At 65.2% G+C, this 26,398-nt stretch carries 25 protein-coding genes and 1 riboswitch; of the genes, 15 read left to right on the top strand and 10 right to left on the bottom strand.

The genetic code is table 11. The features are described from left to right. Nucleotides 1–32: 32 nt before the first annotated feature. Together QCE58_RS00515 and QCE58_RS00510 are read right to left on the bottom strand one after the other, a co-directional pair. Complete coding sequence (locus QCE58_RS00515) at nt 33–1,706, bottom strand: long-chain-fatty-acid--CoA ligase (RefSeq protein WP_250520843.1); 1,674 nt, start codon at nt 1,704–1,706, stop codon at nt 33–35. A 4-nt stretch (nt 1,707–1,710) separates the two neighbouring features. Beyond that, on the bottom strand, nt 1,711–2,118 hold the full coding sequence (locus QCE58_RS00510; RefSeq protein WP_309779146.1) for a hypothetical protein: 408 nt from the start codon (nt 2,116–2,118) through the stop codon (nt 1,711–1,713). A 474-nt stretch (nt 2,119–2,592) separates the two neighbouring features. On the opposite strand from QCE58_RS00510, the gene QCE58_RS00505 reads away from it, so the two are divergent. Continuing rightward, the gene (locus QCE58_RS00505; protein WP_250520841.1) at nt 2,593–3,153 is read left to right on the top strand and encodes a hypothetical protein; all 561 of its coding nucleotides are present in this window, start codon (nt 2,593–2,595) and stop codon (nt 3,151–3,153) included. Here QCE58_RS00505 and QCE58_RS00500 read toward each other — a convergent pair. The 6 genes from QCE58_RS00500 to fliF all read right to left on the bottom strand — a co-directional run bounded on the left by QCE58_RS00500 (nt 3,104) and on the right by fliF (nt 9,982). Continuing rightward, on the bottom strand, nt 3,104–4,465 hold the full coding sequence (locus QCE58_RS00500) for a flagellar hook-length control protein FliK (protein ID WP_008352577.1): 1,362 nt from the start codon (nt 4,463–4,465) through the stop codon (nt 3,104–3,106). The genes QCE58_RS00505 and QCE58_RS00500 overlap by 50 nt on opposite strands. Nucleotides 4,466–4,495: 30 nt before the next feature. Further along, nucleotides 4,496–4,951 carry a flagellar export protein FliJ gene (gene fliJ, locus QCE58_RS00495; protein ID WP_008352578.1) on the bottom strand — a complete coding sequence of 152 codons (456 nt, stop codon included), beginning with the start codon at nt 4,949–4,951 and terminating at the stop codon, nt 4,496–4,498. A gap of 65 nt (nt 4,952–5,016) precedes the next feature. Beyond that, a complete protein-coding gene (gene fliI, locus QCE58_RS00490; RefSeq protein ID WP_008352580.1) occupies nt 5,017–6,540 on the bottom strand; it encodes a flagellar protein export ATPase FliI in 1,524 nt (507 codons plus the stop codon). Then, the gene (gene fliH / locus QCE58_RS00485) at nt 6,534–7,208 is read right to left on the bottom strand and encodes a flagellar assembly protein FliH (RefSeq protein WP_008352582.1); all 675 of its coding nucleotides are present in this window, start codon (nt 7,206–7,208) and stop codon (nt 6,534–6,536) included. The genes fliI and fliH overlap by 7 nt, the downstream gene beginning before the upstream one ends. Next, nucleotides 7,201–8,196: a flagellar motor switch protein FliG gene (fliG, locus tag QCE58_RS00480; RefSeq protein ID WP_008352584.1), complete on the bottom strand. Its 996-nt coding sequence runs from the start codon at nt 8,194–8,196 to the stop codon at nt 7,201–7,203. Before fliG ends, fliH begins: the two co-directional genes overlap by 8 nt. Next, nucleotides 8,186–9,982, bottom strand: a complete 1,797-nt coding sequence (gene fliF, locus QCE58_RS00475) for a flagellar basal-body MS-ring/collar protein FliF (RefSeq protein ID WP_008352586.1) — start codon at nt 9,980–9,982, stop codon at nt 8,186–8,188. The genes fliG and fliF overlap by 11 nt, the downstream gene beginning before the upstream one ends. A gap of 271 nt (nt 9,983–10,253) precedes the next feature. On the opposite strand from fliF, the gene fliE reads away from it, so the two are divergent. The 5 genes from fliE (at nt 10,254) to QCE58_RS00450 (ending at nt 13,330) form a co-directional block, all read left to right on the top strand. After that, complete coding sequence (gene fliE, locus QCE58_RS00470) at nt 10,254–10,628, top strand: flagellar hook-basal body complex protein FliE (RefSeq protein ID WP_008352588.1); 375 nt, start codon at nt 10,254–10,256, stop codon at nt 10,626–10,628. Between the two features lie 242 nt (nt 10,629–10,870). After that, nucleotides 10,871–11,290 carry a flagellar export chaperone FliS gene (fliS, locus tag QCE58_RS00465; protein WP_033536660.1) on the top strand — a complete coding sequence of 140 codons (420 nt, stop codon included), beginning with the start codon at nt 10,871–10,873 and terminating at the stop codon, nt 11,288–11,290. Between the two features lie 29 nt (nt 11,291–11,319). Beyond that, entirely contained in the window at nt 11,320–11,649 is a 330-nt protein-coding gene (locus tag QCE58_RS00460) for a flagellar protein FliT (RefSeq protein ID WP_033536661.1), read from the top strand. Nucleotides 11,650–11,702: 53 nt separating this feature from the next. Beyond that, the gene (locus QCE58_RS00455; protein WP_008352594.1) at nt 11,703–13,019 is read left to right on the top strand and encodes a flagellar hook-length control protein FliK; all 1,317 of its coding nucleotides are present in this window, start codon (nt 11,703–11,705) and stop codon (nt 13,017–13,019) included. Further along, nucleotides 13,016–13,330 (top strand): EscU/YscU/HrcU family type III secretion system export apparatus switch protein, encoded by a 315-nt coding sequence (locus QCE58_RS00450; protein ID WP_008352596.1) that lies wholly within the window; start codon nt 13,016–13,018, stop codon nt 13,328–13,330. Before QCE58_RS00455 ends, QCE58_RS00450 begins: the two co-directional genes overlap by 4 nt. Nucleotides 13,331–13,337: 7 nt before the next feature. On the opposite strand, the gene QCE58_RS00445 is transcribed toward QCE58_RS00450, so the two are convergent. After that, the gene (locus QCE58_RS00445; RefSeq protein ID WP_250520840.1) at nt 13,338–15,044 is read right to left on the bottom strand and encodes an isovaleryl-CoA dehydrogenase; all 1,707 of its coding nucleotides are present in this window, start codon (nt 15,042–15,044) and stop codon (nt 13,338–13,340) included. Between the two features lie 300 nt (nt 15,045–15,344). Between QCE58_RS00445 and QCE58_RS00440 the strand changes: the two genes are divergently transcribed. Next, nucleotides 15,345–17,003: an OmpA family protein gene (locus QCE58_RS00440; RefSeq protein ID WP_250520839.1), complete on the top strand. Its 1,659-nt coding sequence runs from the start codon at nt 15,345–15,347 to the stop codon at nt 17,001–17,003. Between the two features lie 78 nt (nt 17,004–17,081). Here the strand turns inward: QCE58_RS00440 and QCE58_RS00435 are convergent, their stop codons facing one another. Beyond that, the gene (locus tag QCE58_RS00435) at nt 17,082–18,008 is read right to left on the bottom strand and encodes a LysR family transcriptional regulator (RefSeq protein ID WP_175979636.1); all 927 of its coding nucleotides are present in this window, start codon (nt 18,006–18,008) and stop codon (nt 17,082–17,084) included. Between the two features lie 128 nt (nt 18,009–18,136). Here QCE58_RS00435 and QCE58_RS00430 point away from each other — a divergent pair, with 128 nt between their 5' ends. The 8 genes from QCE58_RS00430 to QCE58_RS00395 all read left to right on the top strand — a co-directional run bounded on the left by QCE58_RS00430 (nt 18,137) and on the right by QCE58_RS00395 (nt 26,397). Beyond that, entirely contained in the window at nt 18,137–18,580 is a 444-nt protein-coding gene (locus tag QCE58_RS00430) for a CidA/LrgA family protein (RefSeq protein ID WP_034473259.1), read from the top strand. Nucleotides 18,581–18,590: 10 nt separating this feature from the next. Beyond that, on the top strand, nt 18,591–19,313 hold the full coding sequence (locus QCE58_RS00425; protein WP_008352604.1) for an LrgB family protein: 723 nt from the start codon (nt 18,591–18,593) through the stop codon (nt 19,311–19,313). An 82-nt stretch (nt 19,314–19,395) separates the two neighbouring features. Further along, nucleotides 19,396–19,531: riboswitch (S-adenosyl-L-homocysteine riboswitch) on the top strand. A gap of 32 nt (nt 19,532–19,563) precedes the next feature. Further along, nucleotides 19,564–20,985, top strand: a complete 1,422-nt coding sequence (gene ahcY, locus QCE58_RS00420; protein WP_008352605.1) for an adenosylhomocysteinase — start codon at nt 19,564–19,566, stop codon at nt 20,983–20,985. Nucleotides 20,986–21,063: 78 nt separating this feature from the next. After that, nucleotides 21,064–21,417, top strand: a complete 354-nt coding sequence (locus tag QCE58_RS00415; protein WP_008352606.1) for a phage holin family protein — start codon at nt 21,064–21,066, stop codon at nt 21,415–21,417. Between the two features lie 36 nt (nt 21,418–21,453). Continuing rightward, a complete protein-coding gene (metF, locus tag QCE58_RS00410; protein WP_250501551.1) occupies nt 21,454–22,293 on the top strand; it encodes a methylenetetrahydrofolate reductase [NAD(P)H] in 840 nt (279 codons plus the stop codon). 324 nt (nt 22,294–22,617) lie between these two features. Further along, complete coding sequence (locus QCE58_RS00405; protein WP_008352609.1) at nt 22,618–24,252, top strand: ABC transporter substrate-binding protein; 1,635 nt, start codon at nt 22,618–22,620, stop codon at nt 24,250–24,252. A 125-nt stretch (nt 24,253–24,377) separates the two neighbouring features. Then, nucleotides 24,378–25,388, top strand: a complete 1,011-nt coding sequence (locus tag QCE58_RS00400; protein ID WP_008352611.1) for an ABC transporter permease subunit — start codon at nt 24,378–24,380, stop codon at nt 25,386–25,388. Between the two features lie 91 nt (nt 25,389–25,479). Then, a complete protein-coding gene (locus QCE58_RS00395) occupies nt 25,480–26,397 on the top strand; it encodes an ABC transporter permease subunit (RefSeq protein WP_008352613.1) in 918 nt (305 codons plus the stop codon). Nucleotide 26,398: the final 1 nt, after the last annotated feature.

The raw sequence follows: 26,398 nt of genomic DNA, 5'->3' as shown, positions 1-26,398 counted from the left end.
CGAATTGCTTCACGTCTTTCTTCCTTCCGCGCTCACGCGGTTCCATCGCGCAGTTCCCTGCGCAAAACCTTTCCGATATTGCTCTTGGGCAGACTCTCGCGGAACTCGACTGCCTTGGGCCGCTTGTAGCCCGTCAGGCGCTCCTTGCAATGCGCGATCAGATCGGCCTCGGTGAGGGCCGGGTCGCGCCGCACGACGAAAATCTTCACGGACTCGCCGGAATGACGGTCGGGCACGCCGACCGCCGCCGCCTCGAACACGCCGGGATGCGCGGCGACCACGTCCTCGATCTCGTTCGGATAGACGTTGAAGCCCGAGACCAGGATCATGTCTTTCTTGCGATCGACGATCTTCAGGAAGCCGTGTTCATCCACCACGGCGATATCGCCCGACTTGAAGAAGCCGTCGGCCGTCATGACGTGCGCCGTCTCGTCCGGACGATTCCAGTAGCCCGCCATGACCTGTGGCCCGCGAATGCACAACTCGCCGGGTTCGCCGGGCGCGGCTTCGTTGCCTGCGTCATCGCGGATCGAAACTTCCGTCGACGGCAGCGGCAAGCCGATCGTGCCGCCACGCTGCGTCGAGTCCGCCGGGTTGCAAGTCACGCACGCGGTCGTCTCGGTCAGGCCGTAGCCTTCGATGATCGGCACGCCCGTCTTTTCGAGCCAGCGCTGCGCCACGGCCTGCTGCACCGGCGCACCGCCGCCGACAGCCGCGAAGAGCCGCGAGCAATCGAGCTGCGCGAAATCCGGGTGATCGAGCATCGCGTTGTAGAGCGTGTTCACCGCCGGGAACATCGTGATGCGATAGCGCCGCAGCGTCCGGATCATGCCGCCGATGTCGCGCGGATTCGGGATCAGCACGCCCAATGCGCCGGTCTGGATCGTCAGCAGTCCGCACGCCGTCAGCGCGAAGACGTGATAGAGCGGCAACGCGATGGCCGTCGTGAGTTGTCCGGACGTGGGCCGCTGCGCGCGGGCCGGTTCGAGCCACGCCTGCGTCTGCAGCATGTTGGCGATCAGACTGCGATGCGGCAGCACGGCGCCCTTCGCCACGCCCGTCGTGCCGCCCGTGTACTGCAGAAGGGCGATGTCGTCCGGCTGCTGCTCGACCGGCGTGAACGCCATGTGCCTGCCGCGGGCAAGCGCCGCGTTGAACGCCGTGTGGCCGGGCAGGTTCCATGCGGGCACCAGCTTTTTGACATGCCGCGCGACGAAGTTCACGAGGCATCCTTTCGCGCCGAGCAAGTCGCCCAGCGTCGCGACGACTACGTGTCTGATCGTCGTCTCGTGCACGACCGCTTGCAGCGTCGCCGCGAAGTTGTCGAGCAGGATGATCGCTTCGGCGCCGCTGTCCTTCAGCTGATGTTCGAGCTCACGCGGCGTGTAGAGCGGATTCACGTTCACGACGACGTAGCCCGCGCGCAGGATCGCCGCGAGCGCGACCGGATATTGCAGCACGTTGGGCATCATGATCGCGACGCGCGCGCCTTTGCGCAGGCCGGTCGACTGCAGCCACGCGGCGAGGTCGCGCGAAAGAGCGTCGAGCTTCGCGTAACTGATGGACGCTCCCATGCACGCGAACGCCGGTTTCCCGGCGTAAAGGCGGAAGCTCTGCTCGAGCAGGTCGGTGACAGAGCGGTATCGGTCGGATTCGATCTCGGCAGGCACGCCGGATGGATACGATGCAAGCCAGGTTTTGTTCATGAAGTCATGTGGTTGTTGTTGTAAGAAATGCGCGCGCGGGCCACGTCGGCCTCAGAACTTCGCGCCGAACTGGAGATAGACGCTTTGAATGCCGCCCGGCGCGATCGCGTAGCCGTGATAGGCCGGGCCGAGCGGTCGTCGCGCCGACGAACACGCTGAGGCTCTTCTTCAGATCGCCCATGCGAAGTGCGCTGCGCTCGAACGTTGCGTTGCCGGCTTCGGCCATCGTGCCGAGATACACGTCGTTCACCGCCGTTCCTTTCGGCGACGCCACGCGAAACTGGTACGTCTGCTGGCTGTAGAACACGTAGTTCCCGGAGAACTGATTGACGCCATACGCCGCCAGATGTCGGAGGCCGTCGAGCGAGAACAGCAGGAAGTTGGATCCCCAGCTCTTTTCCGCCGCGTTCACGCGCGGGCGGTTCACGCCGTCCTCGTGGACGAATTCGTGCGAGACGCTCTTGAAGTAGCCGCTCGTTTCGAGGCGCGCGAGGCGTTCGTTGATTTCGTGCGCGTCGTAGGCATCGCCTTCGTTGAGATCCAGCGCCCGCCGGACATAGTCGCAAAACCAGCGCGATCCGCGGCCGGGACTTGGGCGCGGCGTCGATTACGGGCGATGACGAACCTTGGGCGAAGGCGTCGGAAAAAGGGACGTGCAGGCAGAAAGCCAGCAGCAGTGAAACGAATGCGCGCATGACAAAGCGTCGCGCATGTTGCTGCGCGGCGGCAAAGGAGACGAGTCGCGCAGATTCTAGGAGCGCCCTTCAGACCGCCATCAGAGGAATACTAAATGTTGCATTCATGCTGTGTTCTGTCTCAGGGCGATGCCGAGACTTTGAGAAAAGTCCGCCAATTGGGAGAACGCTGATCGTCGTTTGAGTCGCGATTGACTGGCCTGGGCCGGTTTCCATCTGGCGAGCGCCGCGTCGATCTGGCCTCCTTCGGGCGTCGCGATGGCGGCTCTCATGCTGACGCGCCGTGCGGCTGGCCTGCGGTCATCGGCGGACTCGCCGGCGCGCAGACGCTCGTCGGCGTGCTGCATCGGAGGAGCGTGCTGCACGCGCTTTTCGCCGCGCTTCTGCTCATCGCCGCACCCGCGATCGCGCTCGGCATCGTCGTGCGTTTCACGCACGTCCCGCTGCGCGGCCTCTATCTCCTGCGCGCGCTGCTTTTTGCGGCGCTCGTCTCCAGCGTGCTCGCGTGCGGCATCGGCATCACGTCGGCGTCGTCGCATGTGCTCGACTTCCCGATGAACGCGCCGCTGCGCGGCGTCGCGCATTTCGTCGGCATGTTCGTCATCACGCCGGTGGCCTTTCAACGGACGATGCCCCCCGGCATTACATCGTCGTCGTCGAGCGCCTGCGCGCCGAATGTGCGGCGTGAGGCGCTGAGAAGGATCAGGCGAACGTATCGACGAGTCCGACCGTGCGTCGCACGGGCACGTTGATACTCGCCGCAACGGAATCGTCGGCGCTCACGCCGCCCAGGCCACCGATTCCGCCCGACGCACGGCCGCCGCCGCCCGATCCCGAGCGGCCGTCACCGCTTTGTTGCTGCGACTGGCGCGTGAAGCCATCGGCGACGGACGCGCTTCCGAGACTGATGCCGTTCGCTTCCATCGCTTCGCGCAGCTTCGGCATCGCGGCTTCGATCGCTTCGCGCACCTGCGCATGCTGCGACACGAACAGCGCGTGCGCGTGGTTATCGGAGACCTGCAGCGTCACCTGCAACGGCCCGAGATCTTTCGGATTCAGCGTCAATTCCGCGCTTTGCTGATCCGCCTTCGACAGAAACACGACCTTCTGACTGAACGCGTCGTCCCAGCCGGAGCCGCCAACGTGCGGTGCGATCGCGGCGCTGGTCGCCGATGCCATCGCGCCCTGCGGACTCGACACCGCCGAACCCGCCGATGCCGTCTGCATTGCGACCGCGTGCGCGGCCGCGTCGGCGGCTTGCTTGTAGGCGGCGGTCGCGGCGTCGGCGGATATCGCCGGCGCGGTTTGCGCGGATGCGAGCGCGGCTGCGTCGACAGCCTTGTCGCCGGCCTTCGCATTCGCCGTCAGCCCGGGCAGGCTCGCGCCCTTTCCGCCTTTCGCGAAGAGGCCGCCCTGATCGTCGCCTTTCCCGCCCTCGCGCGCCGTTCCGACCGAACCGTTCGCCGTGGCATTCGCGGGCTGCGTGTTGTTCATCGAGGCGAGCGCGGCGGCCAGCGCGTCCTGCGCCGACTTCGCATCGCTGCTCTTGTGCGTCGTGTCCGTCGCTTTGTCGTCGTCGGTCGATGCGGTCGTCGTGACGAGCGATGCAGCGTCGGCCGCATCGGCGAGCGCGGACTCGGTATCGTCCGAGTCGGCGTCGGCTTCGTTCGCGGCGTCCGCGCGGGCTTTCGCTTGCGCAGCGGCGGCCGCATCCGATGACGAGCCCGACGCCGGCTTCGACGCGTCGGCCGTATTCGTCTTGTCCGCAGGCTTCGATGCCTCTTTCGGCGCGTCCGTCTCGTCGGGCTTCGCGGCGGCCTGAGCATCGGATGCGTCGTCGCTCTTCGATGCGTCGTCGGAAGGCTTCGGCGCGTCGTGCACGCTCGATGTGTCGGCGGACGAATCCGCGAACGCCTGAGCCGCTTGCGCATCGGCGTTGGCGCGGTCGGTGATGCCCTGGAGCGTCTTGCCGAACGACGCGCCGGCGCTCGCCGCGCGCTGCGCCGCGGAGTTGCCCGATGACGTGGCGCCGGAAAGCGCGCCGAGAAGAGAAACGGAGGACATGCTGAGCCTCTGGAAATATCGATGAATGGGTTACGACGAAGCCCGCTCGGCGCGCATGCGCAGCACCTTGGCGGCGTGTTCGTCGGATTCGCGCTGCTCGACGCGCGCGGCCTTCTTCGCGAGGATCGCCTCGCCGCGTGCGGCCAGCACTTCGTAGCTGCCGAGCTTCTGTTTCTTGAGACGCCAGTCGGGTTTCGCCGCCTCGATGCGCTGATCGGCCATCAGGAGCAGCGTGCGCTGCTGCGCGATGGCGCTGTCGAGCGTATCGACGAAAGCCTGGAAATTGCGCAGCGTCTGCGCCGTCGTGCCTTGCTGCGCCGACGCCGTGAAACGCGCGTGATACTCGTCGCGATACGTCACGAGCGCGTTCAGTTGCGTTTCGATCTCGTTGCGTTCCTGCTGAAGCTTGCCGAGCTTCTTCGTGGCGTTATCGAGTTCCTCTTCGGCGAGTTCGATGAGGGTGTTGATCGGCAGATTCTTCGACATGGCGTGGCGGTCCCGTGAGGTCTTTGTGCTTTCTTGTGACGAATGCTTCGGATACTAGTCGAAAACTATTCGAACAGTTGATTCAACATCGCGATGCTCGGCTCGAACGGCGCCTCTTCGCGAAAGCCTTGCTGCAAAAACGACTCCATGCGCGGATACAGCGCGATGGCGCGGTCGAGCAACTGGTCGCGTCCGCTCGAATACGCGCCCACGTTGATGAGATCCTTGTTGCGCTGATAGCGCGACAGCATCTGCTTGAAGAGACGCACGCGTTCGAGATGCTTGTCGTCGATGATCGACGTCATCACGCGGCTGATCGACTGCTCGATGTCGATCGCCGGATAGTGCCCGGCTTCCGCGAGCGAGCGGTTCAGCACGATATGGCCGTCCAGAATCGCGCGCGCCGAGTCGGCGATCGGATCCTGCTGATCGTCGCCTTCGGTGAGCACGGTGTAGAACGCCGTGATCGAGCCGCCGCCTTCGGGACCATTGCCGGTGCGCTCGACGAGCGCCGGCAGCTTCGCGAACACCGACGGCGGATAGCCTTTGGTCGCGGGCGGCTCGCCGATGGCGAGCGCGATCTCGCGCTGCGCCATCGCGTAACGCGTGAGCGAATCCATCAGCATCAGGACGTGCTTGCCCTGATCGCGGAAATATTCGGCGAGCGAGGTCGTGTACGCGGCGGCCTGCATCCGCAGCACCGGCGACACGTCGGCAGGCGCGGCCACGACGACCGAGCGCGCGAGTCCGTCCTCGCCCAGAATCTGCTCGATGAATTCCTTCACTTCGCGGCCACGTTCGCCGATCAGCCCGATCACGATGACTTCCGCGCTCGTGTAGCGCGCCATCGTGCCGAGCAGAACCGACTTGCCGACGCCCGAACCCGCGAACAGGCCCATGCGCTGGCCGCGTCCGACCGTCAGCAGCGAGTTGATCGCGCGCACGCCGACGTCGAGCACCTTGTGGATCGGCTCGCGATTCAGCGGATTGATGACCGGACCCGCCAGCGGCGCATCGACCTTGGCGCCGAGCGGGCCGAGCCCGTCGAGCGGACGGCCGGACGCGTCGACCACGCGGCCGAGCATTTCCCAGCCGACCGGCAGACGCTTCGCGCCCGCCATCGGATCGTTGATCGGCGCGCTTTCCAGCGGATAGACGCGCGCGCCCGGCAACAGGCCGGCGACTTCGGTCGTCGGCATGAGAAAGAGCTTGTCGCCCGCGAAACCGACGACTTCGGCTTCGGCGGTCGGAATCGCGCTGCCCGGCGGCAGCTCGATGATGCATTCGGAGCCGACGCCCATCTTCAGGCCGACCGCTTCGAGCACGAGACCGGCGGCCCGCGTCAGACGTCCGCAGGGACGCAGCGGCTTCGCGATCGCATTGCGCGAGCGCAGCGCGTCGAGCTTGTCGCGCCACGTGTCGATGTGCGGATTGCCCGCGATACCGGCCAGTTCGGCGATGGTGCGCGCGGCGAGTTCGTCGGGCGATTCGTCTTCCGCGCGCTCTTCGGCGAGCGGGCCGAACGACGCGCGCGCGAGTTCCTGTTCGAGTTCGCTCAGACCGTCCTGCGTGATCCGTTGATTTACCACGGCTTGCTTCTCCCCAACGCGGCCACGACGCGCTCCCAGCGCGACACGTTGGTCGCATCGATTTCACCGGTTGCGGCGTGCGCCTTGCAGCCGCCGCGCTCGACTTCCGGATCGGGCCGCACGGTCCAGCCGGCGGCTTCGAGTTCGTCCTTCAGATACGCATCGACGATAGCCATGTCGGCCGGATTGACGATGAGCGTCGGCGCGCCGCACAACTCCGGCTCGGACGCGATGACTTCGCGCGCCACGGCGACGAGCGCCGTCGGATCGAGTGCGAGATGCTGGCGCACGACCTGCTGCGCGATATCGACCGCGAGTTCCGCGAGCGATTCCGCGATGGCCGCATCGGCGGCTTGCAGGGCGGTCTTGAACGCATCGGCGATCTCGGCGAGACGCGCGGCCTGCGCGAGCGCTTCCTTGCGGCCGTCCTCGAAACCCTTCGCCTGACCTTGCTCGTAACCCGCCTGATACCCAAGCGCCTGCCCCGCGACGTGCCCCTTCGCGAGACCTTGCTGATACGCGTCGTCCTCGACGCGGCGCAGGTGCGCTTCGAGCGCGGCCTGTTCCGCCGCGCTGTTGTCGACCTTGATCTCGACGGGATCGAACGACGCCATTTCCCAGCGCTGATACGCCGAGACCGGAGCCTTTTGCGCGCGGGTGTTAGACATATGCGTCCTCGGCCTTGCCGCCTAACTGGATCTGACCGTTTTCCGCGAGATTGCGGACGATCTGCAGAATCTTGCGCTGCTGCTGCTCGACTTCCGACACGCGCACCGGACCGCGCGAATCAAGGTCTTCGGCGAGCAGTTCGGCCGCGCGCTGCGACATGTTCGACAGGAACTTCTGGCGCAGCGCCGGCTGCGCGCCCTTCAGCGACACGATCAGCGTTTCCGATTCCACTTCCTTCAGCAGAAGCTGGATCGCGCGGTCTTCCAGATCGAGCAGGTTCTCGAACACGAACATCTGGTCGATGATCTTCTGCGCGAGCTCGGCGTCGTATTCGCGCACGTTCGCGATGACGCCTTCTTCGTGATTGCTCGACATGAAGTTGAGAATCTCGGCCGCCGTGCGGATGCCGCCCATCGGCGCGCGCTTCAGGTTGTCGCTGCCGGAGAGCAGCGTCGTCAGCACGTCGTCGAGTTCGCGCAGCGCGGCGGGCTGGATGCCGTCGAGCGTCGCGATGCGCAGGAGCACGTCGTTGCGCAGGCGGTCGGACAACAGCGACACGATTTCCGACGCCTGATCGCGGTCCAGGTGAACGAGGATCGTCGCGATGATCTGCGGATGCTCGTTCTTGATGAGTTCCGCGACCGCGCCCGAGTCCATCCACTTCAGGCCTTCGATGCCGCTCGTATCGCTGCCCTGCAGGATACGGTCGATCAGCGCGCCGGCCTTGGTTTCGCCGAGCGCCTTCGTCAGCACGGAGCGGATGTACTCGCTCGAATCCAGCGAAAGCGCCGTGTGCTGCTCGGCTTCGCTCACGAATTCGGTCAGCACGTTGTCGAGCTGCTCGCGCGTCACGTTTTTCAGGGCCGCCATCGTCGCGCCGATCTTCTGCACCTCGCGCGGGGCGAGATACTTGAAAACTTCGGCGGCTTCTTCCTCGCCGATCGACATCAGGAGGAGAGCGGCTTTATTCAGGCCTTCAGCGTTCATCGGACACCCAGTTCTTTACGACCGTCGCAACGATTCTCGGATCCTGACGCGCGACCATGCGCGCGTAGTCGAGATTGCGGTCGAATTTGGCTTTCTTGCTTTCATGACCGAGGAGACTCACCTCGGCATCCTTGTCTTCGTCTTCCAGCTTCGCCGTGCCGCCGCCGTCGAGCGACGGGCCGTCGAGCAGCGAGAGTTCGTCCGGTACGGCGAGCGTCGGCGCGGCTTCGGGCGGCGGCGGGAAGGCGCGCTTCATCGCCGGCTTCACCATGCTGAAGTACAGGAACAGACCGACGATGCCGATGCCCAGATACTTCGCCGCCTGAATGCCCATGCCGATCGATTCCGGCGTCTTCCACCACGGCACGTCGGGCGTCGCGTTCAGATCGGCGGAGAACGCGCTGTTCACGACGTTCACCGAGTCGCCGCGCTTGTCGTCGAAGCCCATCGCGTCCTTCACGAGCTGCTGGACCTGCGCGAGTTTGTCGGCGGCAAGCGGCGTCATCGTGACGTTGCCCTTCGCATCGACCTTCTTCTCGTAGTTCACGACCACCGCCACCGACAGACGCTTGATGCCGCCCGTCGCCTGCTCGTAGTGACGCACGGTGCGATCGACTTCGTAGTTCGTCGTCGTGTCCTTGCGCTGATTCTGCGGACCCGTTTTCGCCGATGCGCCCGCCGCGCCCGATGCCGCTGCGTCGACCGGCGCGGATGCCGGCTGCGGCGGCTGGTTCGACAGCGCGCCCGGCACGCCGCCGATGCTGCTGCCGCCGGATTCGCTCGACTCGCTCGACTGCTGGCTGCGGATCGCCGTGTTCTGCGGGTTCCCGTTCGGGCCGTAGCTTTCGGCGGTTTGCTCGAGCTTCGAGAAGTCGATGTCGGCGCTGACCTGCGAACGCGCGTTGCCGGCGCCGAAGAGCGGCGCGAGGATCGCGTCGATGCGCTTTTGCGTGTTGTGCTCGATCTGCTGCACGTACTTCAGTTGCGATGCGTCGAGGCCGTTCGCGGCGTTCTGGCTCGTCAGCAGGTTGCCGTCCTGATCGACGATGTTCACGTTCTTGACCGGCATGTCCGCGACGCCGGACGCCACCATGTGCGTGATCGCCACCACCTGGCCTTCGTCGAGCACGCGGCCGGGGTACAGATTGACCATCACGGAGGCGGTCGGCAGTTCCTTGTCGCGCACGAAGACGGAAGGCTTCGGAATCGCCAGATGCACGCGCGCCGACTTCACCGACGAAATCGAGCCGATCGTGCGCTCCAGCTCGCCTTCCAGCGCGCGCTGATAGTTGACCTGCTCGGCGAACTGGCTGATGCCGAACTTCTGGTTGTCCATCAGCTCGAAGCCGACCGAGCCGGCCTTCGGCAAGCCCTGGCTCGCGAGACGCAGACGCGTTTCGTGCACCTGCTCGGCCGGCACGAGAATGGCGCCGCCGCCGTCGGAGAGCTTGTACGGAATGTTGCCCTGCTGGAGCGCGGCAACGATTGCGCCGCCGTCCCGGTCGGACAGATTGGAAAAGAGCACGCGATAGTCCGGCTGGCGCGACCACATGACGAGGCCCGCGACCACCATCACCAGAATCGCGACGGCCACGATGAGCGGCACGCGCGGATTCGAGCGGAACTGGTTGAGCATCGGCATGCGCTGCGCGAAGCCGCCGAAGTCGGCTCCCGCGCCGCCCGCGAGGCTCGCGCCGGCGGTGGCCGTTCCGGCTGCGCCCGGCTGTGCGCCCGCCAGGCCCATTCTGGCGTCGGGCGTGATGAGTGAGTTGTTGGGCGTTTCCATTTAGCGTCGAAGCTCCGAATCCTGAGGTTCCCCTCCGCCGCTTCCCGCTTCCATGTAAGCGGCGGTGGAGGACTTTTCACGATGGGGATTATCCGCAGAAGATTGCAAGTCGATTCGGCGAATAGAGCGGGGTTTTCCCCGTTCTTCCCGCGCTTTGAAAAACCGCCGGCTGCTAATCTTTTTCGTACTCGGCGAACCTCCGCAAATGCGGGCCGGGCATCGGGTCTCCGCCACGAGCGGCACCCGTTATTTCCTGTCATCCGGAGTCAACATGAACTTTCCGATCAATCCGCTTTCCTCGGCTATGTCGGCCATTCAGTCGATGGCGTCGCAAGCCGCCGGCGGCACCGGCGCCGCAAACGCCGCGTCCGTCGCGTCGGGCGCCGTCATGGGGCAGAGCGGGACATCGGGCGCGGCGAGCGCCGGCAGCTTCGCCGACGCGCTGAAATCGTCCATCGACAAGATCAGCGACAACCAGAACAAGGCACTCGGCGAGGCGCACGCATTCGAAATCGGCGCGCCGAACGTGTCGCTCAACGACGTGATGGTCGACATGCAGAAGGCGAACGTCGGCCTGCAGTTCGGCCTGCAGGTGCGCAACAAGCTCGTGTCGGCCTACAACGACATCATGCAGATCTCCGTCTGACGGTCTTCACACGATCCGTCCCTCGATCCTCGCGATTGCTCTAGAGCCTTGAGTCCTAAAGCTTTGCCGCGTTTTTCCGATAACCCCGGTAACGGCACGGCGAACGATGGTTCGCCCGCTTGAGGCGGGCGGCACGCTCGTCTCTCACCGGTTTTACCGGACCCACACGGATCAGGACGAGCGGCACGGCGTCCGCTTGAAGCCCGCGCACGCTGCGGCATCGCATAAGGAGAACCCGAGAGATGTATTCCCCAGGACACGCAGGAGCCAGCGCCTACGCACGCGTGGGCGTTCAGACAGGGGTGATCGGAGCGAGCCCGCACAGGCTGATCGTGATGCTGTATCAAGGCGCGCGTCAGGCGATCGCGCAGGCGCGCATGCATCTGCAGCAGAACAACGTCGGCGCGCGCGGCGCGGCGATCGGCAAGGCCATCAGCATCATCGAGAGCGGATTGCAGCAGGCGCTCAACAAGGATGCGGGCGGCGAGATCGCGCAACGGCTGGACGCGCTGTACACGTATATGACGCGCCGGCTGCTCGAGGCGAACATCAAGCAGAACGAGTCGATGCTCGTCGAAGTCGACGGCCTGCTCGCGACGCTGGAAGAAGCCTGGGTCGGAATTGGACAGGAAGTGGCGCAAATGACCGCCGTGCCCGCATGACGGGTATGAGCGTCGACTGCCTCGAAAGAATGAAGACGACACAAGAATATTTCGCCCACTACGAGGCCATTGCGGCGGTTTCCGGTCAGATGCTGGTGGCCGCGCGCGGTGGCGAATGGAGCGAGCTGAAGGCGTTGCAGGGCACCTATCGCGAGCTGGTCGACCGGCTGAAGGAAGTCGATACCGGTTCGGATCTCGACGAAACCGCCCGCGCACGCAAGCTGGACCTCGTGAAGAAGATTCTCGCCGACGACGCCGCGATCCGCGATCTGACCTCGCCGAGTCTCGCGCGCCTGTCCGCGCTCTTCACGGTCAACAGCCCGGCCCGCGTACTGAAGAAAATGATCGGACTGCGCTAGCCGCGGTTCCGCGCCCGCCGGACGATCCGGCCGGCGCTTACGAGGATGTGGGCATGACTGGACTCGATTCTGCGATCGCATCGTTGCTCGCCAGCCGCACCGAGCTCCTGATGTCCGCGATTCGCGCGCCGGGCGGCGTGAGCGGCAGCGGCGTGACGGGCACGAGCGTCGGGCAGACGACGCAGCCGGACATGCCGCAGACCGTCGGCGCGCCCGCCGTGGCGGCGGGACCGGCGGCGTCGGCGCAAACCGAGCTTTCCAGCGTCGCGCGCACGCTCGACGTGATTTCGCGCTTCGGCGGCGCGACGCCCGCGCTGACCGGCGACGCCCCGCTCTGGCCGACGCCGCCGCGCCCCGCGAGCGCCTTCGCCGCGCTCACGACCGGCCTCTTCGATACCGCTTTCTCCTCCAATGCCGCCGCCGTGGCGGCCGCGCGCGCCGCGACGCAGAATCTGCCGCCGCTGCCCGCCGCCGCGCTGGCGACGGCGCTCGCAAGGACCGTCGGCGAAAGCGGGCTTTTCTACGAATCGCATCTGGTGCAATGGCTCGCGGGCCAGCGCAGCGCGGCGTCGCTCGGCAACGAACCGCAGGCGCGCGTCGATGCCCGTTCGATGTCCCTGCCGTTCGAGCTCGCCAACGCCGTCACGCCGGCCGACACCGGCCTCGACGATGCCCGCGCGCCGCAGCTCGCGCCCGATCTGCCCGATTTCCACGGCCGCCCGATCGCGACGCCGCAGACGCCGCAGCAGGCGGCCGCGCTCGCGGCGTCGGTGCGCGATGCGTCGCCGTCCGAGCTCTCGAATTCGCAGAACGGAACCGCGAACGGCGCCAACGCGCAGACGGCGCAACCGAGCCGGCACGAATCGGCGCTGCAGGCGTCGCTCGCGGCGGGCATCCATCCGGCGACGCTCAATGTCGTGCGTCAGCAACTCGACGTGCTCGCGAACGAGCAATTCCGCTGGCAGGGCGAGGCGTGGCCCGGCACGCGCTTCGAGTGGGAAGTCGCCCGCGAACCGCGCGATCAGCGCGCTTCCGACGACGCCGCCGACGAACGCGCCTGGCGCACGCGCATCACGCTGTCGCTGCCCGCGCTCGGCACCGTCGACGCCGAACTGGTGCTGTCGGGCGACAAGCTCGTCACGCGCATCAAGGCGGGCGACGCGGGCGCGCGCCGTCTCGCCGCCGACGGCGCCGCGTTCGCGCGTCAGCTCGAAGCGGCGGGCATCGCGCTCGCGTCGCTGTCCGTGCGTTCGATGGACGGCACGACCGATCTCGCGCTTTCCGGCGACAAGACCGCCGCGAAAAAGCCGGTGCGCTCGCCGCTCGAACATCTGTTCCACCCGCCGCACGGCGATGGGAGTGAAACATGAGCGGCCAGGATCATCCGCCGTACACGCGCAGGCAGGCGACGGCGCTCGCCTACGACGCGGGCAATCGCGAGGCGACGCCGCGCGTCGTCGCGAAGGGCTACGGCATCGTCGCGGACATGATCGTGCAGCGCGCGAAGGAAGCGGGGCTGTACGTGCACGAATCGCCGGAAATGGTGTCGCTGCTGATGCAGGTCGATCTCGACGCGCACATTCCGCCCGCCTTGTATCAGGCGGTCGCGGAATTGCTGTCGTGGGTGTATCGGCTGGAGAACGAGGAGCCGTTGAGGGAAGCGGGGCGGGCGATCCGCTGACGCTTTCTCAGGCGGCGAACGCCCGCGTGACGATCGCCGCGTGATCGAAGCGTCCGGGCAGCGTGCCGTACACGCGCCCGTTTTCGCCGCGCGCGTCGCCAAGACGCGATTCGATGAACGCATCGGCGACATCCTGCGGCGCGTGCCGCGCGAGCAGCACGCCCTGCGCGCACAACGTCAATTGCTGCGCGATGCGCCGGGCCGACGCTTCCCGGATCGACGGATCGTCCGTCAGCATCGCAATCAGCGACGACAGCGCGCCCGCCAGCGCCGGATGCGCGCCCGCCGTCGTCTTCCAGTCGTCGATGAGCGCGTGCGCGGCGTCCTGCTCGCGCTCGAACGCGCGCAGGACGTCGAGGCACATCACGTTGCCCGAGCCTTCCCAGATCGAATTGACCGGCGCCTCGCGATAGAAACGCGCCATCGGCCCGGTTTCGACATAGCCGTTGCCGCCCCAGACTTCCATCGCTTCGCCGGTGAATTCGAGCGCGCGCTTGCAGACCCAGAATTTCGCGGCGGGCGTGACGATGCGCCGCCACGCGCGTTCGGCGAGCGCTCCGCCTGGCGCGGCGCTCTGCTCGAACGCGCCCGCGAGCCGCATGAATAGCACCGTCGCGGCTTCGGATTCGAGCGCGAGATCGGCGAGCACGTTGCGCATCAGCGGCTGATCGACGAGATGCGCGCCGAACGCGCTGCGCTGCCGCGCGTGATGAATCGCCTGGACGAGCGCCGCGCGCATCAGCGCCGCACTGCCGATCACGCAATCGAGCCGCGTGAAATTCGCCATCTCGATGATGGTCGGCACGCCGCGTCCCTCTTCGCCGATCATCACGCCGTAAGCATCGAGAAACTCCACTTCGCTGCTCGCGTTCGAGCGGTTGCCGAGCTTGTCCTTCAGGCGCTGGATCTGGACCGCGTTCTTGCGGCCGTCCGGCGCGAAACGCGGCACGTAGAAGCACGACAGCCCGCCTTCGTCGGCGGTGCGCGCGAGCACGAGATGCGCGTCGCATTGCGGCGCGGAGAAGAACCACTTGTGACCGACCAGCCGATAAGCGCCTCCGCGTCCCGTCGCGCCGTTTCTGTCGATGGCGTGCGCGCGCGTGCGGTTGCTGCGCACGTCGGAGCCGCCCTGTTTCTCGGTCATGCCCATGCCGATCATCATCGAATGCTTGCCGGCTCCGAGCGGAATGTCGCGCGGATCGTGTTCGCGCGAAAGCAGCGCATGCGAAACGCGCGCGAACAGGTCGGGTTCGTGGCGCAGAACGGGGATGCTCGCGAAGGTCATCGTGATCGGGCACAGCGAGCCCGATTCGAGCTGGCCGTGCAGATAGTAGCCGGCGCAGCGCGCGGCCATCGATCCGGCGCGCGCGGACGGCTCGAACGGCATCGCGTGCAATCCCTCATGGCGCAGCCGCCGCAGCAGTTCATGCCACGCCGGATGAAACTCGATGGCGTCGATGCGTTCGCCGCGCGGACTGTGCGTCGCGAGTTCGGGCTCGTGGCGGTTGGCGAGCTCGGCCAGCGCGACGACGTCCGGCTGCGTCAGCGCCATCCCGTCGCGCGAAAGCGTCTGCACATGCCAATGTGCGCCTTCGCGTCCGACGGCGGCGACGAGCGCCGGATCGAAGGCGAACGCGTCATAGCCGACGAGCGGCGACGCCTGATTCGTGACGTCGTGGGTTTGCCCGAACGGGCGATCGGCGGGATCGGACATCGTCGCTCTCCTTCTGCGGTGATTCGTCGCTGTCGGACGCGCGCAACAGCGCTTTCGGCGGATCGGCCGTCCGGGCGTCATCTCGAATTCAGGAATCATAGGCCGCGCACGGATCGGCCGTGTAGAGGCACCGTTCTTTTCGGGATCGATCGGGAATTTTTGATGCGCGCTCCTAAAGCGCCGCTCACTGAGATAAATCCGATTGTTAATCCCGCCCCGATGACGCGCCGGAACCCGAACCTATAATCGGCACGCCTAATTCCGGCGATTGCAGTAACGCCTTTCACGGAAGCATTCTCAATGAGCATCAACCTCAATCAACTTGTCCAGGGCGCTTTGACCGAAAGCGTGTTGCAGCATGTCGCCGGGCGCATCGGCTGCGCGCCGGAATCCGCGCGGCGCGTCGTGTCGCTGTGCGGGCCGGCGCTGATCGGCGCGATGATGAACAAGGCGTCGTCGCTCGAAGGCGCGCGTCATCTGTTCGCGGCGATCATGTCGCCGGCGACCAACGCGCTGATCGCCGAAGAACTGCCGCACTTCGTCGTGCAGGACGAGGGTTTCAAGACGCTCGTCGACAGCAGCGAAAAAGCCGATGCCGAAATCGCCTCGCGCGACAATCTCAATCTGCTCGCCGAGCGCATCGCCGAATACACGGGCGTCGCGGCGAGCGCCACGCGCACGCTGACCGGCGTGGTCGGCGCGACGCTCTTCGGCGTGCTCAAGCGCTATCTCACGCAGCACAACGGCAATCCCAGCCAGCTTCCGACGCTGCTCGGCCATCAGTTGCCGGTCGTGCGCGCGAACATGACCGACGCGTTCGCCAACGCGCTCGGTCTCGGTTCGGTCGGCGCGTTTCTCGCGGGTGTCGCATCTCGGCTGAAGGCGGTGTCGGCGCATCTGGAACATCCGGCGACGCAGGAAGCCGCCGTCTTCGCGCAGCCGCAGGAAGCGCCCGCCGCCGCCGATCACGCCGTGAAGGAAGACGCGGGCCGGAAGAAATGGTGGTGGATCGCATCCGCTGCCGCGCTCGCGATGTTCGCGGTTCTGGCCGGTCGCGGCTGCTCGACGGACAACAAGCCGGAAGACGCCGCGCCCGTCGCGAAGCCGGACGCCGCTTCCGACGCGAGCGCCGAGACGGCAACGGGCGCGACGGCCGCCGCGGCCGATCAGGCGTCTGCGCCGGCCGCGCTGCCTTCCAAGGACGCAACGATGTCCTTCGTCGTCGACGCATCCGGCGTTCCGACGCTGACCGCCACCGTCCACGACGAGCACGAACGCCGCGAACTGCTCGACACGCTCGCCGCGAAGCTCGGCGCGGACAAGTTCAAGGCGGACATCGCGGTCGATCCGGACACGAAGCCCGCCGCGTGGATCGCGAAACTCGACGGCCTGCTCCCGGTCATGACGCTGCCGGGCGCGCAAATGCGCGTGGTTGGCGACAAGATCGACCTGAGCGGCCGCGCGGGCGATTCGAAGCTCGGCTGGCTGGACAAGCTGAAGGCGTTCTTCGGCGACGGCTGGACGATCGGCGCAACCGACACGACCGCCGCCGCAAAAACGCTCGCCGCGTCGGACGCTGCCGCGAATTGCAGTGCCGCCGACGTCGCGAAGAATCTGAATCTGCGTCCGATCAAGTTCGGCTTCGCGTCAAACGAGTTGCCGCGCGCGGCGCTGAACGAACTCGCCGAATCCGCGAAGGGGCTGAAGGATTGCGACGCGAACGGCAAGCCGATCAAGCTGCAGATCGGCGGCTACACGGACAGTTCGGGCAATCCGGCGGTGAATCTCCACTTGTCGGAAAAGCGCGCGCGGTCCGTGCGTTCGTATCTGATCCAGCGTGGCGTGCCGGCCGACACGCTGACGGCGGAAGGTTTCGGCGACGCGCATCCGATCGGCGACAACGCCACGCGCGAAGGCCGCGCGGCGAATCGGCGAATCGAATTCAAGGAACTGAACTGATTCGGGAATCGCGCGAGCCGCTGTAAATGACGCGCCGGTCCGCTCATCGCGGGCCGGCGCGTTTTTTTTGCGTGGATGTCACCGGTTTCGCGGAAAGCCATCGGCCATGAAATCCTGATCCAGATTCGCGGGCAGCATTTCCCGCGCGACCTCGATCCACGCGCGCGCCGCGTGCGACAGATAACCGTTGCGCCGCCAGCCGAGCGCCATGTCCCAGTGAATCTCGGGCGCGACGACCGGACGGCAGGTGAACGCGTTCGCGTCGAGACGCCGGCAGTACGGCGCGGGCAGCAGCGCGATGCCGATGCCTGCCTGCACGAGCGCCGCCATGAAATCCCAATGCCCGCTGCGGCCGACGATCGTCGGCGCGAAACCCGCGTCACGGCACGCGTTGAGCACGACGTCGTTGAGCGCGAGGCTCTCGCCGTAGAACACGAACGGTTCGGCGGCGAGATCGGTGAGCGCGACTTCGCGGGCGTCGTCCCAGCGCGAACCCTTCGGCGCGACGAGCCAGAGAATCTGCCGGCTCACGGGCAGGACGTCGAACATCGCGGTGTCGACCGGCTGCAAGACGCCGCCCAGTTCGAGCTCCCCGTCGATGAGCGCCGCTTCGATCGCCTTCGAGCCGCGCTCGAACAGCTTCAGCTCAACTTTCGGATAACGGCGACGGAACGCGGCGATGGCCGGCGTGAAGAGCGATCCGCCCATCGGCGGAATACCGATCGTCAGCGTGCCGCGCCCGAACGTGCCGAGATCGTTCAACTCCGCTTCCAGACGCGCGTGCGCCGCCAGCACCTCGACGCCGCGCTGATAGACGATCTGGCCGGCGTCGGTCAGCACCATCTGACGCCCCTCGCGCAGAAGCAGCGGCGAGCCGACCTCGTCCTCCAGCGCCTTCACCATCTTGCTGATGGTCGGCTGCGTCACGAACATGTGTTCGGCGGCAGCGGTGAAGCTCTTCTGCTTCACCACTTCGATGAAGTACCGCAAGGCGCGCAATTCCATCGTCGGCTCCGAATTCCAGTTTGGAATGATTCGAATAAGGTTAAGTCATTTTTATTATGCAAGGTGCGCCCATATACTCAGCCTACGGGATAACCCTAATCAGTCGCCTTCAGCCCACGAGAGCCGCCATGTCCACCGCCCTGCCGATCAAAACGCCGTCCGCCTTCGCCCGCTTCCTGCGCGTCGCGGTGCAGTCCGCCGCGCTCGCGGGGATCTGGGTCGTAGCGGATTTCGTCGCGCGCAAGCTGTCGCTGCCCGTGCCGGGCGGCGTGATCGGCCTCGTCGCGCTGCTCGCGCTGCTGTTCTGCGGCGGCGTCGCGCCGCGCTGGGTCAAGGCGGGCGCGGACTGGCTGCTGTCCGACATGCTGCTCTTCTTCATCCCGGCGGCGGTCGCGGCGGTCCAGTACGGCGGCCTGTTCATGGAAGACGGCTGGCGGCTCGCGCTCGTGGTCGTCGGCGGAACGTTGATGGTGATGGTGGCCGTGGCGTTCGCCGTCGACCGTGCGGCGCGCCTGGAACGCCGTCTCGCCCTGCGCCGTGTGCTCGTCGCGCGACACGCGGCCCGCGCCTGAGCGAGCGGACATGAACCACTTCTTTGCCTCGCTTCTCGAAGACGACGCCGCGCGCCTCATCGCGGCCGGCTGCTTCGTGCTGACCGTCGCGCTGTACTTCGCGGCCAAGCATCTGTACGCGCGCTTCCGGCGGCCGTGGCTCACGCCGCTTCTGGCCGTGCCGGCGGTGCTCGCGGTCATCGTCGTGATTGCGCGCATTCCGTACTCGGTCTATTACACCGACACGCGCTGGCTCATGTGGCTGCTCGGACCGGCGACGGTCGCGTTCGCGGTGCCGATCTATGAGTACCGCGAACTCATCAAGCGGCACTGGATTTCGCTGACCGTCGGCGTGACGGTCGGCATTCTGGTGGCGGTCGGCGGTTCGCTCGCGCTCGCGAAGCTGCTGCATCTGTCGCCGGAATTGCAGCGCAGCCTCGCGACGCGTTCCGTGTCGACGCCGTTCGCGCTCGCCGTCTCCGACAAGATCCACGCGCCCAAAGACCTCACCGCGCTCTTCGTGATCGCGACGGGCGTCTGCGGCATGCTCTTCGGCGAAATCGTGCTCGCGCTCGTGCCGCTGCGCACGCGGCTCGCGCGCGGCGCGTTGTTCGGCGCGGCGGCGCATGGCGTCGGCACGGCGAAGGCGCGCGAACTGGGGAGCGAAGAGGGCGTCGTCGCGAGTCTCACGATGATGATCGCCGGTGTCGTGATGGTGCTGCTCGCGCCAGTGCTCTCCGTACTGCCTTTCTGAGCGCTTGCGCGCGCCGCGAAAGTCCCTCTTCGGCGTCTCGAAAACGCATTCGCCACACGAGACTTTGCTACAATCGACGCTCGTTTCCGAGGAGCGTTGCGACGGGCGATTCATCGAATCCGCCCGCCAGGCTCGGAAGCATTCAATCCGGACGGTTCGAAAGCGCCAGGCAGTCAAGGCGCCCGCTGAGCCACCGCATCGAACGGCGCTCACGTCAACATTTCTAGTCTTTTTAGAAAAGGAGGGCGTGATGAACGCCGCAGTTCTCGATTCCAACGGTTCCAAGGATTACATCGTTGCCGACATGTCGCTTGCCGCATGGGGCCGCAAAGAGCTCGACATCGCCGAAACGGAAATGCCGGGTCTCATCCAGACGCGCGAAGAGTACAAGGCGCAGCAGCCGCTGAAGGGCGCGCGCATCGCCGGCTCGCTGCACATGACGATTCAGACGGGCGTGCTGATCGAAACGCTCACGGCGCTGGGCGCGGACGTGCGCTGGGCATCGTGCAACATCTTCTCGACGCAGGATCACGCAGCTGCAGCGATCGCCGCGGGCGGCACGCCGGTGTTCGCGTTCAAGGGCGAATCGCTCGACGAATACTGGGAATTCTCGCATCGCATTTTCGAATGGCCGAACGGCGAATTCGCCAACATGATTCTCGATGACGGCGGCGATGCAACGCTGCTGCTCATCCTCGGCGCGAAGGCGGAAAAGGACCGCTCGGTCATCGCCAAGCCGACGAACGAAGAAGAAATCGCGCTCTACAAGTCGATCGCGAAGCACCTCGACGCCGATCCGACGTGGTACTCCACGCGCCTTTCGCACATTCAGGGCGTGACGGAAGAAACCACGACGGGCGTGCATCGCCTGTATCAGATGGAAAAGGAAGGACGCCTGCCGTTCCCCGCCATCAACGTGAACGATTCGGTCACGAAGTCGAAGTTCGACAATCTGTACGGCTGCCGCGAATCGCTCGTCGACGGCATCAAGCGCGCGACCGACGTGATGATCGCCGGCAAGATCGCGGTCGTCGCGGGTTACGGCGACGTGGGCAAGGGCTGCGCGCAATCGCTGCGCGGTCTGGGCGCGACGGTGTGGGTCACGGAAATCGATCCGATCTGCGCGCTGCAAGCCGCAATGGAAGGCTACCGCGTCGTGACGATGGAATACGCCGCGAGCCGCGCCGACATCTTCGTCACCGCGACGGGCAACTATCACGTCATCAACCACGATCACATGAAGGCGATGCGCAACAACGCGATCGTCTGCAACATCGGCCACTTCGATTCGGAAATCGATATCGCGTCGACGCGCCAATACACTTGGGACAACATCAAGCCGCAGGTGGATCACATCGTCTTCCCGGACGGCAAGAAGATCATCATTCTGGCTGAAGGGCGTCTCGTGAACCTCGGCTGCGCGACGGGCCATCCGTCCTTCGTGATGTCGAACTCGTTCACGAACCAGACGCTCGCGCAGATCGAACTGTTCACGCAGGGCAAGAAGTACGAGAACAAGGTCTACGTGCTGCCGAAGCATCTCGACGAAAAGGTCGCGCGCCTGCACCTCGGCCGTATCGGCGCGGAACTGACCGTGCTGTCGGACGAGCAGGCCGGCTACATCGGCGTCGACAAGAACGGCCCGTTCAAGCCGAACCACTACCGCTATTAAACGCTGACGGCAGCCGTAACAGGCGCGGGCGTGACGACCACGCCCGCGCGATTCAACGCATCAACCGGAGATTTCTCGATGACCGTGCTGCTGACATGGCTGATCAACGCGCTCGCGCTGCTGATCATCACCTACCTCGTGCCTTCGATTCATATCCGCAGTTTCGGCACGGCGCTCATCATCGCGGTGGTGCTGGGTCTCATCAACGCGATCATCCGGCCTGTTCTCATCATCCTCACGTTGCCGGTGACCATCGTCACGCTCGGGTTCTTCATACTCGTCGTGAATGCGCTGTGCTTCTGGCTGTGCTCGTCGCTGTTGAAGGGCTTCGAAGTATCGGGCTTCTGGTCCGCGTTCTTCGGCTCGATTCTCTACAGCATCGTGTCGTGGCTGCTGTCGGCGCTGATCTTCGGGAATCGCAACTTCGGTTGACGTTGGACCGCGCGCTGCCGTGCGTCAAAAAACATCATGAAACCGATCGAACTCTCATTCGAGTTTTTCCCGCCGAAGACGCAGGAAGGCGTGGACAAGCTGCGCGCGTCCCGCGCCGAGTTGAAGAAGCTCTCGCCCAAGTTCGTCTCCGTGACGTTCGGCGCGGGCGGCTCCACGCAGCAAGGCACGCTCGACACCGTGCTCGAAATGGCCGCGGAAGGCTTCGAGGCCGCGCCGCATCTCTCGTGCATCGGCTCGTCGAAGGACAGTCTGCGCGCCATTCTCTTGCAGTACCGCGAGCACGGTATTCGCCACATCGTCGCGCTGCGCGGCGATCTGCCTTCGGGCATGGGCGAAGTCGGCGAGTTGCGCTATGCGTCGGAACTGGTGGCGTTCATCCGTCAGGAGCACGGCGACTGGTTCAACATCGAAGTGGCCGCGTATCCGGAGTTTCATCCGCAATCGAGGTCGCCGAAAGCCGATCTCGAAAACTTCGCGCGCAAGGTGAAGGCGGGTGCGAACTCGGCGATCACGCAGTACTTCTTCAACGCCGACTCCTACTTCAAGTTCGTCGAGGAAGCACGCAAGCTCGGCGTCGACGTGCCGATCGTGCCGGGCATCATGCCGATCACGAACTTCTCGCAACTGATGCGCTTCTCCGACATGTGCGGCGCCGAAGTGCCGAAGTGGATCGCGCGGCGGCTTGAAAGCTTCGGCGACGATCGCGAGTCGATCCGCGCGTTCGGCGTCGACGTGGTGACGGGCCTGTGCCGCCGTCTCATCGATGATGGCGCGCCGGGTCTGCACTTCTACACGCTTAACGGCGCGTGGGCGTCGAAGACGGTTTGCGAACGTCTCGGCTTCAAGAGCGCCTGATCAGCATCAATGTTTCACCCGCGCGGCGCTCGCCGCGCGGTTCTTTCTCTGAATCCCCTTACCGTCGTCTTTTTTGCGTTAGCGCGCGCCTATTCGAGCAATATTTCGTCGCCCGATGTATCAGGTTCAAACATGCCCGATAACCTACCCTTATCGGAGCGCCACCGACGACAAACTCTAGTGGGGAAAACCAAGTACACGTGTCACTTTTGTTCGTGCTAGGGTAGCGCCCACTTTGCGCGTGTGCTTCGAAAAAAGCGGGGCGGCGCGATCAAGTACACTCGCGCTACGTCGGCCAGAAGCCGGCATCGACTTGGAGGAAACATGAACAAAAACAGCCTGTTGCGAGCCATCCGCGGATCGGCGCTCGCAGGCGCCGTCGCCACCGCGACGCTCTTTGCGGCAACCGCGGCACACGCCGCGGGAATCCCGAACAAGACGCTCGTGTATTGCTCGGAAGGCAGCCCGGCCGGCTTCGATCCGGCGCAATACACCACCGGCACCGATTTCACCGCGAATACCTTCACCGTCTATAACCGTCTTGTCGAATTCGAGCGCGGCGGTACGAAGGTCGAGCCGGGTCTCGCCGAAAAGTGGGACGTGTCGTCGGATGGCCTCAGCTACACGTTCCATCTGCGTCACGGCGTGAAGTTCCAGACGACGTCGTTCTTCAAGCCGACGCGCGAATTCAACGCGGATGACGTGATCTTCACGTTCAACCGCATGCTCGACCCGAACAATCCGTTCCGCAAGGCGTACAACGTCCAGTTTCCGTACTTCACGGACCTCGGCATGGACAAGCTGATCTCGAAGATCGAGAAGGTCGATCCGTACACCGTGAAGTTCACGCTGAAGGAAGTCAGCGCGCCGTTCATCCAGAACATGGCGATGGAATACGCGTCGATCCTGTCCGCCGAGTACACGGACAAGCTGCTGAAAGACGGCAAGGCCGCCGACATCAACCAGCAGCCGGTCGGCACGGGTCCGTTCATCTTCCGCAGCTACACGAAGGACGCGACCATCCGCTTCGACGGCAATCCTGATTACTGGAAGCCGAACGCCGTGCAGATCAGCAAGCTGATCTTCTCGATCACGCCGGACGCGGCCGTGCGCGTGCAGAAGCTGAAGAACAACGAATGCCAGGTGATGAGCTATCCGCGTCCGGGCGATATCGCCGCGCTGAAGTCGGCATCGAATGTCGATACGCCGTCACAGGCGGGCTTCAACGAAGGCTATGTCGCGTACAACGTGACGAAGAAGGGCCTCGACAACACCGACGTGCGCCGCGCGCTCGACATGGCGATCAACAAGAAGGCGATCATCGATTCCGTGTATCAGGGCGCGGGCCAGCCGGCCACCGCACCGATGCCGCCGACGCAGTGGTCCTACGACAAGAACCTGAAGGGCCAGACATACGACACCGCGAAGGCGAAGGAACTGCTCTCGAAGGCGGGCTTCCCGAACGGCTTCGAAATCACGCTCTGGGCGATGCCGGTTCAACGCGCGTACAACCCTAACGCGCGGCTGATGGCGGAAATGATCCAGGCCGACTGGGCGAAGATCGGCGTGAAGGCGAACATCGTTTCGTACGAGTGGGGCGAGTATCTGAAGCGCGCGCACGCGGGCGAACACGATGCGCTCCTGATCGGCTGGACCGGCGACAACGGCGACCCCGACAACTGGCTCGGCACGCTGCTCGGCTGCGACGCCGTGAAGGGCAGCAACTTCTCGAAGTGGTGCTACAAGCCGTTCGACGAACTCGTCGTGAAGGGCCGTTCGACGACCGATGTCGCCGCGCGCACGAAGGCTTACACCGATGCGCAGCAGATCTTCGCGCAGCAACTGCCGTTCTCGCCGATCGCGCACTCGACGGTGTATCAGCCGGTGAGCAAGAAGGTGACGAACATGAAGATCGAGCCGCTCGGCTACGTTCGCTTCGATGGCGTCGGCATGCAATAAAGTTTGTCTACGGAACGCTTTTTGCACTAAACCATAGTTAATCGAACAGGTCCGGCGGCGCGGGTCCACAAGATCCAAGCCGCCGGTCACGTTTTGAGTCCTCCCAATACCGAAAAGGACGATCCATGTTCCGATTCGTTTTGCGACGCATAGGAATGGTGATACCGACGTTCATCGGCATTACGATTCTCGCGTTCGCGCTCATCCACCTGATTCCCGGCGACCCCATCGAAGTGATGATGGGCGAGCGTGGCGTCGATCCCGCGATGCACGCCGAAGCCATGAAGCGCCTCGGTCTCGACCAGCCGCTGCCGGTCCAATACCTCACCTACGTCGGGCACGCGCTGAAAGGCGATCTCGGCACGTCGATCATCACGAATACCAGCGTGATGGGCGAGTTCCTCGCGCGCTTTCCGGCGACCGTCGAACTCTCCATCTGCGCGATGATCTTCGCGCTCGTCGTCGGCTTGCCGGCGGGCGTCGCGGCGGCGCTCAGGCGCGGCACGGTCGTCGATCACGGCGTGATGGGCACCGCGCTCACGGGCTATTCGATGCCGATTTTCTGGTGGGGCTTGATCCTCATCATGTTCTTCTCGGCGAAGCTCGGTTGGACGCCGGTGTCGGGCCGCATCGCGGTCGAATACGACATTCCGCACGTCACCGGCTTCATGTTGATCGACGCGCTCTTCTCCAGCGACGAAGGCGCGTTCACGTCGGCGGTGTCGCATCTGATTCTGCCGACCATCGTGCTCGGCACGATTCCGCTGGCGGTCGTCGCGCGCATGACGCGCTCGTCGATGCTCGAAGTGCTGCGCGAGGACTACATCCGCACGGCGCGCGCGAAGGGTTTGTCGCCGCTGCGCGTGGTCGTCGTGCATGCGCTGCGCAACGCGCTGATTCCTGTCGTGACCGTGATCGGCCTGCAGGTCGGCACGCTGCTCGCGGGCGCGGTGCTGACCGAGACGCTGTTCTCGTGGCCGGGTGTCGGCAAGTGGCTCATCGACGCCATTTCGCGCCGCGATTATCCGGTCGTGCAAGGCGGCATTCTGATGATCGCGACGCTCGTGATCGTCGTGAACCTGGTCGTCGATTTGTTGTACGGCGTGTTGAATCCGCGCATTCGCCATACTCGCTGAGGAAAACATGTACCCCCACGCTCACACTTGTTCGCTGCCCCCCAAGGGGGCGCATGCCTCGCTTGAGGCCGCTCGGCGCGAGGCATAACGAATGGCTGACGTTCAAAACAATCTCCCGCCGGGCGCGCTCACGCCGCCGTCCGGGCGCATGGTCGCGGCGCGCGAATTCTGGGCGAATTTCTCGCGCAATCGCGGCGCCGTCGTCGCGGGCGTGATCGTGCTCGTGCTGATTCTCGTCGCGCTGCTCGCGCCGCTGATCGCACCGCATAGCCCGATCGAGCAATATCGCGATTACGTGAAAATTCCGCCCGCGTGGCTCGAAGGCGGCAACCGCATGTTCCTGCTCGGCACCGATGAAGCCGGCCGCGACATTCTCTCGCGTCTCATGTACGGCGCGCGGCTGTCGTTCTGGATCGGCTTCGTGTCGGTCGTGCTCGCGCTGATTCCGGGCGTCGTGCTCGGTCTGATGGCCGCGTTCTTCCACTGGCTTGATACGCCGATCATGCGCGTGATGGACGTGCTGCTCGCGTTGCCTTCGCTGCTGCTCGCGGTCGCGGTCGTCGCGATCATCGGGCCGGGGCTCGTCAACACGATGCTCGCCATCGCCATCGTCGCGCTGCCGGGATACGTGCGTCTCACGCGCGCGTCGGCGCTCGGCGAATTGCAGAAGGAATACGTGACGGCATCGCGCGTCGCGGGCGCGGGCACCGTGCGCCTGATGTTCTCGCAAGTGCTGCCGAACTGCGCCGCGCCGCTGATCGTGCAGGCGACGCTCGGTTTCTCGTCCGCTATTCTCGATGCTGCCGCGCTCGGCTTTCTCGGCCTCGGCGTGCAGCCGCCGGCGGCGGAGTGGGGCGCGATGCTCGCATCGGCGCGCGATTACATCGAAAGCGCATGGTGGATCGTGACGATGCCAGGCCTGTCGATCCTGATCTCCGTGCTCGTCATCAATCTGCTCGGCGACGGTCTGCGCGATGCGCTCGATCCGAAACTCAAACGGATGGGCTGAC

Source organism: Caballeronia sp. LZ028 (assembly GCF_031451415.1).
GTDB classification, from domain to species: Bacteria; Pseudomonadota; Gammaproteobacteria; order Burkholderiales; family Burkholderiaceae; genus Caballeronia; species Caballeronia zhejiangensis.
Note: the sequence above shows the minus strand (reverse complement) of the source record. Positions and strands in the feature narration are given on the sequence as shown.

Excerpts from the sequence above, each read along its gene's own strand:
- fliH (WP_008352582.1), bottom strand. The coding sequence starts at position 7,208 with ATGTCTAACACCCGCGCGCAAAAGGCTCCGGTCTCGGCGTATCAGCGC.
- ahcY (WP_008352605.1), top strand. The coding sequence starts at position 19,564 with ATGAACGCCGCAGTTCTCGATTCCAACGGTTCCAAGGATTACATCGTT.
- QCE58_RS00445 (WP_250520840.1), bottom strand. The coding sequence starts at position 15,044 with ATGTCCGATCCCGCCGATCGCCCGTTCGGGCAAACCCACGACGTCACG.
- metF (WP_250501551.1), top strand. The coding sequence starts at position 21,454 with ATGAAACCGATCGAACTCTCATTCGAGTTTTTCCCGCCGAAGACGCAG.
- fliE (WP_008352588.1), top strand. The coding sequence starts at position 10,254 with ATGAACTTTCCGATCAATCCGCTTTCCTCGGCTATGTCGGCCATTCAG.
- QCE58_RS00395 (WP_008352613.1), top strand. The coding sequence starts at position 25,480 with ATGGCTGACGTTCAAAACAATCTCCCGCCGGGCGCGCTCACGCCGCCG.
- QCE58_RS00435 (WP_175979636.1), bottom strand. The coding sequence starts at position 18,008 with ATGGAATTGCGCGCCTTGCGGTACTTCATCGAAGTGGTGAAGCAGAAG.
- QCE58_RS00400 (WP_008352611.1), top strand. The coding sequence starts at position 24,378 with ATGTTCCGATTCGTTTTGCGACGCATAGGAATGGTGATACCGACGTTC.
- fliS (WP_033536660.1), top strand. The coding sequence starts at position 10,871 with ATGTATTCCCCAGGACACGCAGGAGCCAGCGCCTACGCACGCGTGGGC.
- QCE58_RS00460 (WP_033536661.1), top strand. The coding sequence starts at position 11,320 with ATGAAGACGACACAAGAATATTTCGCCCACTACGAGGCCATTGCGGCG.
- QCE58_RS00430 (WP_034473259.1), top strand. The coding sequence starts at position 18,137 with ATGTCCACCGCCCTGCCGATCAAAACGCCGTCCGCCTTCGCCCGCTTC.
- QCE58_RS00450 (WP_008352596.1), top strand. The coding sequence starts at position 13,016 with ATGAGCGGCCAGGATCATCCGCCGTACACGCGCAGGCAGGCGACGGCG.
- QCE58_RS00515 (WP_250520843.1), bottom strand. The coding sequence starts at position 1,706 with ATGAACAAAACCTGGCTTGCATCGTATCCATCCGGCGTGCCTGCCGAG.
- fliG (WP_008352584.1), bottom strand. The coding sequence starts at position 8,196 with ATGAACGCTGAAGGCCTGAATAAAGCCGCTCTCCTCCTGATGTCGATC.
- QCE58_RS00500 (WP_008352577.1), bottom strand. The coding sequence starts at position 4,465 with ATGTCCTCCGTTTCTCTTCTCGGCGCGCTTTCCGGCGCCACGTCATCG.
- fliJ (WP_008352578.1), bottom strand. The coding sequence starts at position 4,951 with ATGTCGAAGAATCTGCCGATCAACACCCTCATCGAACTCGCCGAAGAG.
- QCE58_RS00440 (WP_250520839.1), top strand. The coding sequence starts at position 15,345 with ATGAGCATCAACCTCAATCAACTTGTCCAGGGCGCTTTGACCGAAAGC.
- QCE58_RS00415 (WP_008352606.1), top strand. The coding sequence starts at position 21,064 with ATGACCGTGCTGCTGACATGGCTGATCAACGCGCTCGCGCTGCTGATC.
- QCE58_RS00425 (WP_008352604.1), top strand. The coding sequence starts at position 18,591 with ATGAACCACTTCTTTGCCTCGCTTCTCGAAGACGACGCCGCGCGCCTC.
- QCE58_RS00405 (WP_008352609.1), top strand. The coding sequence starts at position 22,618 with ATGAACAAAAACAGCCTGTTGCGAGCCATCCGCGGATCGGCGCTCGCA.
- QCE58_RS00455 (WP_008352594.1), top strand. The coding sequence starts at position 11,703 with ATGACTGGACTCGATTCTGCGATCGCATCGTTGCTCGCCAGCCGCACC.
- fliF (WP_008352586.1), bottom strand. The coding sequence starts at position 9,982 with ATGGAAACGCCCAACAACTCACTCATCACGCCCGACGCCAGAATGGGC.